Here is a 13,889-nt window from a genome sequence, read left to right as displayed (position 1 = left end):
CCCGCTAGACCAGGGTCTCGGTCGTCCGACCGGAGGCGAAGCGGTTCAGGGCGCCGCTGCGGGCGAGCCCTCGAGCGGCGAGCCACGAGAGGAACCCGGCGATGACGAGACCCGACACGATCGACGAGGCGACGTAGACGAACTGCCGCTCGGGTGCGAGCGCCGCGGCGGTCGACGAGAACGTGATGTCCATCAGGCCGACGGCGAGACCGGCGACCGTGCCGGCGAGCAGCACCACCCCGAGGCGCCACGACTTGTAGAGGAACAGCGCGAGCACGATCTCGGCGGCGAGCCCCTGGACGATGCCCCAGATCAGCACCGAGAACCCCCACTGCGTGCCGATCAGCATCGACACGACCGCGGCGACCACCTCGGTGTAGACGGCGGCGCCGGGCTTGCGGATGACGATGCCGCCGAGCACCCCGGCGAACAGCCACATCCCGTTGAAGATGCCCTGGAACCCGCCCGAGAAGCTCAGCAGCACGTCGGTGCCGTAGTAGGCGACGCCCCAGGCCCAGAAGACGACTCCCGAGGCGACGCCGATGACGCTGGCGACGACGATGTCGACGACGCGCCAGCGCCTCGCCGGGGCCTTCGTCGCGGTGGCGGCCTCGCGACCGGTGGTGGACGTGCGGACAGACATGTGATCTCCTCCCTGCGCCGGCATGATCCGGATCAGGTTCGACGGTCGAAGCGTGGTTCGCTTCCTCTCAGCCCGGCTCACCGGACTCCCGTGTGTTGTGCGATGAGCATAGCGCGGGCGGGCGCACCCGGGTGCGACGCGCCTCCTCGGCCTCCGTGCCCCGGATGGGGGACAACGCCGGTCCCGCGAAGTGCCCGCTGCGCGACGCCGCCGGGAACCTTAGATTTCCCTATCAAAGGTGCGCCGACCCGCCGGCGCCCGACGAGGAGTCCGATGTCCTTCCCGAAGAACCCCCGCAGCGCACGCCGTCGCGTGCTCGCCACCTGTCTCACCGCCTCGCTCGCCCTCGGTCTCACCGCCGTCGGCTCCGGGGTCGCGTTCGCCGCGCCTCCTGCGTCCGCGCCGGTCGGCAAGCCGGTCACGCCGACGCTCCCGGTCGTCGCCGGGCCGCTGATGAACTACACCGTCAACGTCGAGAAGGCGAACCGCGGTCAGGTCGACAAGATCGAGAGGGCCGTCGGAACGGCCGGAGGCGCGGTGATCGCCGCGTACGACGAGATCGGCGTGATCGTGGCGCAGTCCGACAACACGAACTTCGCCGCGTCCCTGCGGGCCACGCGCGGCGTCGACTCGGTCGGGGCGACCCGCACGGCACCGGTCACGGCCACCGACCCGACCTTCGGCGTGGGCGTCACGCCCCCCGGCACCGGCCACGGACCGGGGCACGGCAAGCCGGGCAAGCCCGGGAAGCCCGGTCGCGCCGACGCCGCCTCGCCCGAGCGGCGACTCGAAGCGCAGACCACCGTCGTCGCCGACCCGCTCGAGGCCCAGCAGTGGGACAACAAGGCGATCAAGGCCGACCAGGCGCACCAGATCACCGACGGCAGCCGGAAGGTGCTCGTCGCCGTGCTCGACTCGGGCATCGAGGGAGACCACCCCGACCTGCAGCCGAACATCGACACCCGCGCCTCGGCCGGCTGCCTCGCCGGCACGCCCGACCGGTCGTACGACGCCTGGCAGCCCACGACGAGCGATCACGGCACGCACGTGGCCGGCACCATCGCCGCCGCGCGCAACGGCGTCGGCATCGTCGGCGTCGCCCCCGGTGTGCGCATCTCGGCCGTCAAGGTCGTCAGCGACGACGGGTTCATCTACCCCGAGGCGGCGATCTGCGGCTTCATGTACGCCGCCTCGACCGGCGCGTCGATCACCAACAACAGCTACTACGTCGACCCGTGGCAGTTCTGGTGCGACTCCGACGTCGACCAGCTCGCCGTCAAGACGAGCGTCGACCGGGCCGTGCAGTACACGCAGGACAAGAAGGGCGTCGTGAACGTCGCCGCCGCCGGCAACTCGTCGATCGACCTCGCGAACAAGACCGTCGACGACGCCAGCCCGAACGACACGACCCCCGTCGTGCGGCAGATCGACGCCGGCTGCGAAGACATCCCGACCGAGCTCGACGGCGTCGTGACCGTGTCGTCGACCACCTCGGCGGGCGCGAAGTCGAGCTTCTCGAACTACGGTGAGGGCGTCATCGACGTCGCCGCCCCGGGTTCGGCGATCCTCTCGACCGTGCTCGACGGCGGCTACGGCACGAAGTCCGGCACCTCGATGGCCTCGCCGCACGTCGCCGGCGTGCTCGCCCTGCTGAAGTCCACGCACCCGAAGGCCCAAGGCGCCGAGCTGACGCGCCTGCTCGAGAAGCAGGCCACCGACACGGCCTGCCCCGCCGGCGTCGCGGCCTGCACCGGCACGGTCGCCGACAACGGCTACTTCGGCGAGGGCGTCGTCGACGCTCTCGCGGCGGTGACCAGGCGCTGACACCCCGCCCGTTCGCGCCCGCACCTCGACAGGGGTGCGGGCGCGACCGCGTTCAGCGCAGCGTGAGCCGCCCGTCGGCCGCCAGCCACTCGAGCCCCTCGACCACGGCCTCGACGGTCGTGTACCGCGGCGCGTAGCCGAGCAGCCGACGCGCCTTCTCGATGCTCATCGAGTGGCTGCGCCACGCGTGCTGCCACGAGGCGTCGCCCGCCTCGTCCGAGACCAGCGTGCGGAACTCGTCGAACGGGACGAACCGGAGCCGCGCCTCCTGCCCGTACTCGCGCGCGACGGCCTCGGCGAGGCCGCGGAGCGAGACGGCGCGCTCCGACACGACGTGGAACGCCTCGCCGGCCGCCTGGCCGAACCGGTCGACCGCGAGCTGGAAGGCCTGTGCGACGTCGTCGGCGTGCACGTGGTGCACGGTCGCGGACCCCTGGTCGGGCAGCACGACCTCGCGGCCCGCGGCGAGCGCCTCCCACACGCCGAGGTCGAGGTTGCCCTGCGGGTTGATCATGGGCCAGCCCGGTCCGGTGATGTGGCCCGGGTGCAGCACCGTCGACTGCACGCCGCCGGGTCGCCGCGACTCGCGCAGCAGCAGCTCCTCGATGGCGGCCTTCTGCGTGCCGTACTCGCCGGACGGCGTCCGACGCGCCTCCTCGGTGATGGGCACCTCGACCGCCGGGCCGTGCACCCAGATCGTTCCGCAGCTGACCAGTGCGGTGCCCGTCCCGCGCAGCGCGTCGAGCAGATGCGTGGCGCTGTCGACGGTGAAGCAGATCATGTCGACGACGACGTCGGCCTCGAGCGCAGCCACCTGCGCACCGAACGTGCCGTCGGCCTCGGCGGCGTCGCGGTCGAGCGCGACCCGTTCGACGGAGGCCCAGGCGGCGTGCGCGCGGTACGGCTCGGACGTGCCACGACTGACCGCGACCACCTCGTGACCGGTCGCCACCAGCCGGGGGACGAGGTAGCCGCCGACGTGGCCGGTGGCGCCGAGCACGACGATCCTCACGAGCGCCCTCCCGTCGGGGCGATGGCCGAGGAGGCGCGGGTCGGGCGGGTGGGAACGACGATGTTCGACATGGTCGCCACCGTACGCGTCGCACGGCGCCGGACGCCCTCCCCGTTCGCCCGTAGGCTGAGCGAGTCCCAATCGGAGGTTCGATGCATACCTGGCCCGGCAATCCCTACCCACTCGGCGCGACCTACGACGGCAGCGGAACCAATTTCGCGATCTTCAGCGAGGCCGCCACGCGTGTGGTCCTCTGCCTGTTCGACGACGCCGGGGTCGAGACGCAGGTCGATCTGCGAGAGGTCGACGCGTACGTCTGGCACGGTTATCTGCCCACGGTGCAGCCCGGCCAGCGCTACGGCTACCGCGTGCACGGCGAGTACGACCCCGCCTCGGGCTCTCGCGCGAACCCGAACAAGCTGCTGCTCGACCCGTACGCCAAGGCGACCTGCGGCGAGATCGACTGGGACGAAGCGCTCTTCGCGTACGACTTCGGCGACCCCGACTCGCGCAACGACAAGGACTCGGGCCCGCACATGATGCTCGGCGTCGTGATCAACCCGTTCTTCGACTGGCAGGGCGACCGCGCCCCGCGGTACAGCTACGACGAGACGGTGATCTACGAGGCTCACGTCAAGGGGCTCACCCAGACCCACCCCGACATACCGGAGGACGAGCGGGGCACCTACGCCGGCGTCGCGCACCCGGCGATCATCGACCACCTCAAGAAGCTCGGCATCACGACGCTCGAGCTGATGCCCGTGCACCAGTTCGTGCAAGACAACACGCTGCTCGAGAAGGGCCTCAGCAACTACTGGGGCTACAACACCATCGGCTTCTTCGCCCCGCACGCCGCGTACTCGGCCACGGGCGACATCGGTCAGCAGGTGCAGGAGTTCAAGACCATGGTGCGGGTGCTGCACCAGGCCGGCATCGAGGTCATCATCGACGTCGTGTACAACCACACGGCCGAGGGCAACCACCTCGGGCCGACCCTGTCGTTCAAGGGCATCGACAACGCCGCGTACTACCGGCTGATGGACGACGACAAGACCTACTACATGGACTACACGGGCACCGGCAACAGCCTGAACGTCCGTCACCCGCACTCGCTGCAGCTGATCATGGACAGCCTGCGGTACTGGGTCACCGAGATGCACGTCGACGGCTTCCGCTTCGACCTCGCCGCGTCGCTGGCCCGCGAGTTCTACGAGGTCGACCGGCTGTCGACCTTCTTCGAGCTCGTGCAACAGGATCCGATCGTCTCGCAGGTCAAGCTGATAGCCGAGCCGTGGGACGTCGGCCCCGGCGGGTACCAGGTGGGCAACTTCCCGCCCCAGTGGACGGAGTGGAACGGCAAGTACCGCGACACCGTCCGCGACTTCTGGCGAGGCGAGCCCTCGACCCTCGGCGAGTTCGCCAGCCGGATCACCGGCTCGGCCGACCTGTACGAGCGCGACGGCCGCCGCCCGGTGGCGAGCATCAACTTCGTCACGGCCCACGACGGCTTCACGATGCGCGACCTGGTCAGCTACAACGACAAGCAGAACGACGCCAACGGCGAAGACGGCAACGACGGCGAGAGCCACAACCGCTCCTGGAACTCGGGCGTCGAGGGCGAGACGGACGACGGTGCGGTCCGCGCGCTCCGCGAGCAGCGCCAGCGCAGCTTCCTGGCCACCCTGCTGCTCAGCCAGGGCGTCCCGATGCTGCTGCACGGCGACGAGCTCGGTCGCACGCAGAAGGGCAACAACAACACCTACGCGCAGGACAACGAGCTCAGCTGGATCGACTGGGACAGCGCCGACCGCGATCTGATCGAGTTCGTCGCCGAGGTCATCAAGCTGCGGCACGACCACCCGACGTTCCGTCGCCAGCGCTACTTCAACGGCCGACCGGTCACCCGCGGCGAGGGCGAGCCCCTGCCCGACATCGTCTGGCTGACCACCGAGGGCGACGCCATGCAGGAGGGCGAGTGGAACGAGTCGTACGCGAAGGCGATCGGCATGTTCCTGAACGGCGACGGCATCCGCGGGCGTGACGCCCGCGGCGGTCGCATCACCGACGTCAACTTCGTCCTCTACTTCAACGCCAGCGCCGACACGGTCACCTTCGTGCTGCCGCCCGACGAGTACGCCGAGGGCTGGGAGGTCGTCGTCGACAGCACCGTCGACGTGCCGCCGCCGCCGGCGAACGCCGCACCCCGCACGCCGACGGCCACCCGCGCCGCCACCACCGTCCAGCCCCCCTCGACACCGCAGACGCCCACCGCTCTGCGAGCCGGCGACCGACTCCCCGTGGTGGGTCGCTCGCTCGTCGTCCTCCGAGCCACGGCCGAGGAAGACCAGTGACCCGAAACGACTCGACCCGACACCCGCGTTCGACGTACCGCCTGCAGATCCGCGCCTCCTTCGATCTGTTCGCGGCAGCCGACGTCGTCCCCTACCTCCGCGACCTCGGGGCCGACTGGGTCTACCTGTCGCCCGTGCTCGAGGCCGAGCCGGGCAGCGACCACGGCTACGACGTCGTCGACCACAGCCGGGTCGACCCCGCGCGAGGCGGCGAGGTGGGTCTGCACACGCTCTCCGACCGTGCGCACGTGCACGGCCTCGGCGTGCTCGTCGACATCGTCCCGAACCACGTCGGCGTCGCGACGCCGAAGTCCAGCGTCTGGTGGTGGGACCTCCTCACCCACGGCCGCGAGTCCCGCTACGCCGACGCGTTCGACGTCGACTGGGCGGCCGGCGGCGACAAGGTGCTGCTGCCGGTGCTCGGCGAGCCCGCGGCGGCCGACGGGTCCATCGAGGGCCTCGCCGTCGAAGGCGACGAGCTGCACTACTACGACAACGTGTACCCGATCGCCCCGGGCACGCGAGGCGACGGCGACGACGCTGCGGCCATCCACGCACGGCAGAACTACGAGCTCGTGCACTGGAAGCGCGCCGACTCCGACCTCAACTACCGCCGCTTCTTCGCGGTGAACACCCTCGCCGGCATCCGGGTCGAAGAGGGGCGCGTCTTCGACGAGTCCCACGTCGAGATCGGGCGGTGGTTCCGTGACGGGCTCGTCGACGGCCTCCGGGTCGACCACCCCGACGGCTTGGCCGACCCCAAGGGCTACCTCGGCCGTCTGGCCGCCCTCACGGGTCGTGCCCACGTGCTCGTCGAGAAGATCCTCGAAGGCGACGAGCGCCTCCCCGAAGACTGGGCCACCGCGGGCACCACCGGGTACGACACCCTCGCCGACCTCGACCGGCTGTTCGTCGACCCGAGCGGCGCCGCGGCGCTCGACGGGCTCGACTCGCGCCTCCGCCGTGCGACCGGCGTCGACGCCGACGAGCGCGCGGCCGGTGCCGACGAGTCGACCGGCGACGAGGCGGTCGACTGGCACGAGATGATCCTGGGCACCAAGCGCGGCATCGCCGACGGCATCCTCGGCAGCGAGATCAACCGCCTCGCGCGACTGATCGCGGGCGGCGGCGCCGTCGACCCCGAGGTCGTCGACGCCCTGGCCGAGCTGGCCGCGGCGTTCCCCGTCTACCGCAGCTACCTCCCGCAGGGCTCCGAGCAGCTGACCGAGGCCGCGTCCGTCGCGACGCGTCACCGCCCCGAGCTCGCAGATGCCGTCGAGCGGGTCGTCGCCGTGCTGCGCGACGAGACGCACCCCGCGTCGGTGCGGTTCCAGCAGACCAGCGGCATGGTGATGGCCAAGGGCGTCGAAGACACCGCGTTCTACCGCTACAGCCGCCTCGCGACGCTGACCGAGGTGGGCGCCGACCCCAGCGAGTTCTCGGTGACTCCGGCGCAGTTCCACGCCCGCCAGCAGGGCCGCCTCGCCGAGCGCCCCTTCGGCATGACGACCCTGTCGACGCACGACACGAAGCGGAGCGCCGACGTGCGGGCGCGCATCTCGGTGCTCTCCGAGGTCGCGCACGAGTGGGCCGCCACCCTCCAGCGCCTCCGCGACCTCGCGCCGATGGGCGACGGGCCGTTCGAGAACATCCTCTGGCAGACGGTCGTCGGTTCGTGGCCCGCGTCGCGCGAGCGCCTGCACGCCTACGCCGAGAAGGCCTCCCGCGAGGCCGGTTCGTCGACCACCTGGACCGACCGCACCGATGAGGCCGAGGCCTTCGAAGAGCGCATGCACTCGGCCGTCGACGCCGTCTTCGACGACGAGGAGGTGCGGCACGAGGTCGAGCGCATCGTCGACGTCCTCCGCGGCCCCGGGTACAGCAACTCGCTCGGCGTCACGCTGATGCAGCTGATCGGTCCGGGCAGCCCCGACGTCTATCAGGGCGGCGAGCTGTGGGACTTCTCGCTCGTCGACCCCGACAACCGTCGCCCGGTCGACTTCGATCTGCGTCGTCTCTACCTCGAGGCGATCCGCTCGGGCGCGACTCCCCCGGTCGACGACACGGGCGCGGCGAAGCTGCTCGTCACGCATCGCGCCCTGACGCTGCGTCGCGACCGCCCCGACCTGTTCACCCGCTACGCCGCGCTGCCGGTGTTCGGCGAGCAGGCCGTCTCGGCCGTCGCCGTCGATCGCGGGGGCGCGATCGCGATCGCCACGCGCCTCCCCGTCTCCCTCGAGCAGGCCGGCGGCTGGGACGACACCGAGGTCCTGACCGCAGGAGGCGCGTATCGCGACGTCCTCACGGGTCGCCGTCACGAGGGCGGTCGCCTGCGACTGGCCGAGGTGCTCGACATGTACCCCGTCGCCCTGCTGATCCCCGCAGAGGACTGACCCGCCCGTCCGCGCCGCTCCGCGCCCGACTACCGTCTCCCCTGGTCGAGGAGTCACGACATGCCGCTCACCTCCCGAGGTGGGCGGCATGTCGCGACTCACCGACCGCACCGACCCGACACCGACACCGACCCGAGGAGACCGATGAGCGTCTACGACGTCTGGGCCCCGAAAGCGACCACCGTGCAGCTGCACCTCGACGGGGAGCTGCTGCCGCTGACGCACGAGCCCGAGACCGGCTGGTGGCGCGCCTCCCCCGATCTCGACCGCGGGCCCGGTCACCGCTACGGGTTCGTGCTCGACGGGGGCGACACCCCCCTGCCGGACCCCCGCTCGCGCCGTCAGCCCGACGGCGTGCACGGTCTCAGCGAGACCTACGACCCCGGCGCCTTCGCCTGGACCGACGCCGCGTGGACCGGCCGTCAGCTGGCCGGCTCCGTGGTCTACGAGCTGCACATCGGCACCTTCACCCCCGAGGGCACCCTCGACTCGGCCATCGGCAAGCTGCCGTACCTCGTCGACCTCGGCGTCGACCTCGTCGAGCTGCTGCCGGTCAACGGGGTCAACGGCCGCTGGAACTGGGGCTACGACGGCGTCGACTGGTTCACGGTCACCGACAACTACGGCGGGCCCGAGGCGTACCAGCGCTTCGTCGACGCCGCGCACGCCGCCGGCCTCGGCGTCATCCAGGACGTCGTGTACAACCACCTCGGCCCCTCGGGCAACTACCTGCCGCTCTTCGGCCCGTACCTGTCGAGCAAGCACGCCAACACCTGGGGCGACAACGTCAACCTCGACGACGACGGTGCGCACGAGGTGCGCGAGTTCATCCTCGACAACACGGCGATGTGGCTGGGCGACTACCACGTCGACGGTCTGCGACTCGACGCCGTGCACGCCCTGAAGGACGACAGCGAGGTGCACCTGCTGCAGGAGCTGGCCGAGCGGACGGCCGCCCTGAGCGCGCACCTGCGTCGCCCGCTGTCGCTGATCGCCGAGAGCGACCTCAACGACCCGACCCTGATCACCCCCCGCGACGGCGGCGGCTTCGGCCCCGAGCACCGGCAGGGCTACGGCCTCGACGCGCAGTGGAGCGACGACTTCCACCACGCCGTCCACGTCGCGCTGACCGGCGAGACCACCGGCTACTACGCCGACTTCGAGCCGCTCGGCGCGCTCGCGAAGGTGCTGACGAAGGGGTTCTTCCACGACGGCACCTGGTCGTCGTTCCGCGAGGCGACGCACGGACAGCCGGTCGACACCGACCACATGCCGACCTGGCGCCTCGTCGTCGCGAACCAGAACCACGACCAGATCGGCAACCGGGCGATCGGCGACCGTCTCGCCGCCACCCTCGACGACGGTCAGCTCGTCATCGCGGCGGCCCTGACCCTCGCGGGCCCGTACACGCCGATGCTCTTCATGGGCGAGGAATGGGCGGCGTCCACCCCGTGGCAGTTCTTCACCTCGCACCCCGAGCACGATCTCGGCGAGGCGACGGCGAAGGGCCGCATCGCCGAGTTCGCGAAGATGGGCTGGGACGAATCGTCCGTGCCCGATCCGCAGGAGCCGTCGACGTTCGAGAACAGCAAGCTCGACTGGTCCGAGCTCGAGTCGGGTCGCCACGCCGTGCTGCTCGACGCCTACCGTCGTCTCGGCGCCCTGCGGCGCAGCGAGCCCGACCTGACCGACCCGCGCTTCGACTCCGTCTCGGTCGACTACGACGCCGACGCCCGCTGGCTCGTGCTCACGCGCGGCGAGCTCCGCATCGCGATCAACTTCGCCGCAGAGGAGGCGCGGGTCGCCGTGCCGAGCAGCACCGTCCTCTTCGCCAGCGACGCGTCGATCGAACCCGGGTCCAGTCTGCTGCTGCCGGCGCGCTCGGTGGCGATCGTCCGCTGACGCCGGAGCCCTCGATGACGCGCGCCGGGGCCCGACCGGCCCGGGCGCGCGTGCACCGTCCACGGTCGGTCGCTAGCGCGTGGACACGCCGCCGCTCGAGGGTCCGACGCGGTGCGACGTCGCACGGACGCTCGGCAGGCGGCGGTGCCGCACGATCAGCTCGACGAGCGCGAGCGACCGGCGACGGAGACCCCACAGGGTCACCTTGGTCAGGGACTCCCTGACGATCGAGCCGCTCATCTTCGAGGCGCCGTGGACGCGTTCGGTGAACGTGATCGGCGTCTCGACGACCCGGAGACCGGCCTGCAGGGCACGCCAGAGCAGGTCGACCTGGAAGCAGTAGCCGCGCGACTCCACCTCGTCGAGGTCGATGCGGCGCAGAGCCGACGAGCGGAACACCCGGAACCCTCCGGTCGTGTCGGCGACGCGGATGCCGAGGGCGCCCCGGGTGTACCAGCTGCCGCCGCGGCTGAGCAGCTCGCGGCGCATCGGCCAGTTCTCGACGCGGCCGCCGGGCACCCAGCGCGAGCCGAGCACGAGGTCGTTGTCGCGCAGCAGCTCGAGCATGCCGGGGAGGTGCTCGGGGTGATGCGAGCCGTCGGCGTCCATCTCGACGAGGGCGTCGTAGCCGCGTTCGAGACCCCAGGCGAAGCCGGCGAGGTAGGCGGCGCCGAGGCCGGCCTTCTCGGTGCGGTGCAGCACATGCACACGGGAGTCGCGGGCGGCGTAGGCGTCGGCCAGCTCGCCGGTGCCGTCGGGCGAGCCGTCGTCGACGACCAGGATGTCCACCGCGGCGCCGGAGTCGAGCGTGCGGCCGACGATCCAGTCGAGGTTGTCCTTCTCGTCGTAGGTGGGGATGATCACGAGCGCGTCGTTCATGGTGGGGTCTACTCCCGTTCGGGTCGGGTCGGGTTCGGATGGGTTCGAGCCGGTCACGAGACCAGGTCGGCGAAGACGATCAGGTTGTCCTCGTAGTGCCCGGTCGACGAGTCGAATCGTCCGTCGCAGGTGATCAGCCGCAGTGTCGGGGTGGGCGTGCTCCCGTAGACGTCCGAGGTCGGGAAGTTCGCCTTCGGAGCCGTCTCGCTGCCGGTCACCGAGAAGGTGTGGACCTCACCGGTCGACAGGGTCACGAGCACCTCGTCGCCGGGCTCGAGCTCGGGCAGATCGACGAACACCGCGGGCCCGGTCGACGAGTCGACGTGACCGGCGATGATCGCGGGGCCTACTCCCCCGGGCACGACGCCGTCCTCGTACCAGCCGGCCGACATCCACGCCTCGGGAGCGTCCAGTTCGCCGGCGGCCCCGAGGCCGAGATCCTCGAGCCCCGAGTCCACGCCGATCGACGGGATCCGCACCCGAACGGGCTCGGCGCCCGCAGGAGGCGCGGTGTACGTCTGGGCCGCCGGGTCCTGGAACCCCTCGGTCGAGACGGACGGGGTCGAGCCGCCCCGCGCCTCCTCGGTGCCGGTCGATGTCGACGATGCGCCGTCGGGCTGCGCCGCGACCGCCGCGACGGTCACGCCCCCGACGGCCAGCGCGACGGCGACGCCGATCGCGACGGCGGCCTTCGTGTGCTCGCGGAGCCAGGTGGTGGGGTTCATGTCAGTCCTCCTCCAGAGGCGAGCACGGACCGATCGACGTGCCGTCGAGCTGCAGGGCTGCGAGCGCCGACCAGGCCGTGCCGTAGTAGGTGGGGGTCGAGGTGGCGACCTCGTCGGCGCGACGCAGGTCGTCGGCCGCCGCCTGCCGGTCGCCGGCTGCGGCCTCGGCGGCCGCCCGGGCCGCGTAGGCCAACGGGCTCTTGTCGGCTCCGGTCGACTGGCCCCCCAGGTCGAGCTGCATGGGCAGCTCGTCGTAGCGCTGGAGCACCGGCGCCAGACGCGCGGCGAGGGCCACATCGGCCGGGTCGCACGACTCGGCGTACCGCAGGGGCAGGCGGGCGGCGTCGTAGCCGTACTCGACGGTGCCGCTCGATCCGTCGGCGCTCGGCAGGGGCACGACCGTGCCGTCCTGTGCGACCTGCGCCCAGTTGCTGGGCAGCGCGGTCGAGTCGAGGATCTCCGTCGTCACGGCGCGCGAGCCGGCCGCGAGCTCGTCCCAGCGCGGGTCGCCGCTGGCGGCGCCGAGCTCCTGGAAGGTCGCGGGCGAGGCGTACGAGGGGTTGTACGACCACGGCGCATCGCCCTGAGCCCACAACCCGGGGAGGAGGATCCGCCCGACGTCGGTCGACGCGGTCATCGTGTCGAGCACGACGCCGCCGAGCTCGACGCCCGCCGCGGTCAGATCGGGGCGGTCGAAGGCGTCGCCGGCGAGCACGAGCGCCCGAGCGGCGTCCACGTCGGCGTCGCTCGCCGGGCCGTCGTCGACCACGGCGCCGTCCGCCCACTGCCAGGCGAGCAGACCGTCGTCGCGCACGAGGTTGTCGGTGGTCCACTCCCAGATGGTGTCGAAGGCCTTCTCGTCGTCGACGCCGACCGCCACGAGGAGACCGTACGCCTGGCCTTCGCTGACGGTGTCGTCGCCCTGGTCGCGGCGGACGACGCGCCCGTCGGAGTCGACCCAGTCGTCGAGGAACGCCTCTCCGATCTGGTCGGGCGTCCGCTCGGGTGCCGAGGTGGGGGTGATGCCGGGGTCGCTGGTCGCGCCCGTCCGTCCGCCCGCCTCGTCCGGCGAACCGCCGAACGGGCCGACGACGAATGAGGCGATCCCGGCCGTGACGGTCACTGCCACCACGACCGCCGCTGCGAGCAGCAGTCTCGTCTTCTTCGTCATGTCGTTCCTCACTGTGCAGTCATCGTCGTGCCGGTCGAGGAGGCGCGGTGCCCGGCGGCGCCGAGCCGCGCCTCCTCGTCCGTCCATACGCTCCGCCGCGGCGTCAGCCGATGCGGAGGAAGCCGAGCACGGACGCCCAGAAGCCCCGCGTCTCGCTGGAGGCCTCGTCGGCGGGGTGCTCGGCGAGGTAGCCGCCTCCGGTCTGCACGCCCCCTTGCGGGGTCTCGGCGGTCGACGCGCTGTCGACGACGGGTACGACGGTCAGTCCACCCGTCGAGTTGTCGAGCACGAACAGCGTGTTGACGCTGCCTGCGGCGAGGTCGACGTCGGCCGAACCCTCGACGTCGTCGCCCGTCAGGTCGAGCGTCCACGGGCCGGCGTCGACGCTGGCGTACCCGCTGGCGCTGCCGAAGGGGGCGTCGCTGGCGATCGTGGTGCCGGTGCTGGTCGCCACGTCGACGGTGTCGGTGACGTTCGCCGCCTGCACGAGGCGGAGCTTCGCCTCGCCGGGCGCGGGGGCGGTGAGGTCGTCCGTGAAGACCTCGGTCCGGAGGTCGTCGTTCTCGCCGTACGCCAGCGCGGTGATCGGCTGCCCGCTCTCGACGGTGACGTTGGTGCTGATCACCGGTTCGGCGGCCGGTGCGTCGGCGGCGGTCATCGAGACGACGTACGTGCCCGCGGGCAGCGCCTCGTAGGGGCTGACCTGACCGTAGGTGACGTCGTCGAGGTCCATGACGACCTGACCGCCCTTGATCGAGGTGAGGGTGACGTCGACCGACTTGGTGTCGGGCGACAGGTGGCCGACGCGGACCCAGCCGTCGCCCTCGGCGGCCTGGGCGGGCGAGACGCCCACCACCGAGGCGGCCACGGCGGCGGTCGCGGCGACGCCCAGGGCGAGAGCGGCGGTGAGTCGGCGGCGGGAGGAGGCGGGGGTTCGGATGGTGCTGATGGCGGGTGCCATGAGGTGGTTCCTTTCCGGTCGGGATCCG

10 protein-coding genes and 1 riboswitch are annotated in these 13,889 nt (G+C 71.6%); of the genes, 4 read left to right on the top strand and 6 right to left on the bottom strand.

Annotated features, from left to right (window positions below):
• Positions 1-4: 4 nt before the first annotated feature.
• Entirely contained in the window at positions 5-643 is a 639-nt protein-coding gene (locus IFT51_RS05230) for an ECF transporter S component (protein ID WP_192059906.1), read from the bottom strand.
• Positions 636-744, bottom strand: a riboswitch (TPP riboswitch). (Overlaps the previous gene by 8 nt.)
• A gap of 172 nt (positions 745-916) precedes the next feature.
• Between IFT51_RS05230 and IFT51_RS05225 the strand changes: the two genes are divergently transcribed.
• A complete protein-coding gene (locus tag IFT51_RS05225) occupies positions 917-2,467 on the top strand; it encodes a S8 family serine peptidase (RefSeq protein ID WP_192059904.1) in 1,551 nt (516 codons plus the stop codon).
• Between the two features lie 52 nt (positions 2,468-2,519).
• On the opposite strand, the gene IFT51_RS05220 is transcribed toward IFT51_RS05225, so the two are convergent.
• Positions 2,520-3,467 carry an NAD-dependent epimerase/dehydratase family protein gene (locus IFT51_RS05220; protein ID WP_371740688.1) on the bottom strand — a complete coding sequence of 316 codons (948 nt, stop codon included), beginning with the start codon at positions 3,465-3,467 and terminating at the stop codon, positions 2,520-2,522.
• 164 nt (positions 3,468-3,631) lie between these two features.
• Between IFT51_RS05220 and glgX the strand changes: the two genes are divergently transcribed.
• The 3 genes from glgX to treZ all read left to right on the top strand — a co-directional run bounded on the left by glgX (position 3,632) and on the right by treZ (position 10,125).
• Complete coding sequence (gene glgX / locus IFT51_RS05215; RefSeq protein WP_192059899.1) at positions 3,632-5,830, top strand: glycogen debranching protein GlgX; 2,199 nt, start codon at positions 3,632-3,634, stop codon at positions 5,828-5,830.
• On the top strand, positions 5,827-8,223 hold the full coding sequence (gene treY / locus IFT51_RS05210) for a malto-oligosyltrehalose synthase (protein ID WP_192059897.1): 2,397 nt from the start codon (positions 5,827-5,829) through the stop codon (positions 8,221-8,223). The genes glgX and treY overlap by 4 nt, the downstream gene beginning before the upstream one ends.
• A gap of 144 nt (positions 8,224-8,367) precedes the next feature.
• Positions 8,368-10,125 (top strand): malto-oligosyltrehalose trehalohydrolase, encoded by a 1,758-nt coding sequence (gene treZ, locus IFT51_RS05205; RefSeq protein ID WP_192059895.1) that lies wholly within the window; start codon positions 8,368-8,370, stop codon positions 10,123-10,125.
• A gap of 72 nt (positions 10,126-10,197) precedes the next feature.
• On the opposite strand, the gene IFT51_RS05200 is transcribed toward treZ, so the two are convergent.
• The 4 genes from IFT51_RS05200 to IFT51_RS05185 all read right to left on the bottom strand — a co-directional run bounded on the left by IFT51_RS05200 (position 10,198) and on the right by IFT51_RS05185 (position 13,861).
• The gene (locus IFT51_RS05200) at positions 10,198-11,004 is read right to left on the bottom strand and encodes a polyprenol monophosphomannose synthase (protein ID WP_192059893.1); all 807 of its coding nucleotides are present in this window, start codon (positions 11,002-11,004) and stop codon (positions 10,198-10,200) included.
• Positions 11,005-11,057: 53 nt separating this feature from the next.
• Positions 11,058-11,729 carry a class F sortase gene (locus IFT51_RS05195; protein WP_192059892.1) on the bottom strand — a complete coding sequence of 224 codons (672 nt, stop codon included), beginning with the start codon at positions 11,727-11,729 and terminating at the stop codon, positions 11,058-11,060.
• A 1-nt stretch (position 11,730) separates the two neighbouring features.
• A complete protein-coding gene (locus tag IFT51_RS05190; RefSeq protein ID WP_192059889.1) occupies positions 11,731-12,900 on the bottom strand; it encodes a glycosyl hydrolase family 8 in 1,170 nt (389 codons plus the stop codon).
• 103 nt (positions 12,901-13,003) lie between these two features.
• Positions 13,004-13,861: a DUF4397 domain-containing protein gene (locus IFT51_RS05185; RefSeq protein ID WP_192059887.1), complete on the bottom strand. Its 858-nt coding sequence runs from the start codon at positions 13,859-13,861 to the stop codon at positions 13,004-13,006.
• Between the last annotated feature and the right edge of the window lie 28 nt (positions 13,862-13,889).

It is taken from the genome of Frigoribacterium sp. CFBP 13712 (assembly GCF_014842255.1).
Classification (GTDB): domain Bacteria; phylum Actinomycetota; class Actinomycetes; order Actinomycetales; family Microbacteriaceae; genus Frigoribacterium.
This window is presented reverse-complemented; position numbering and strand designations above follow the sequence as displayed.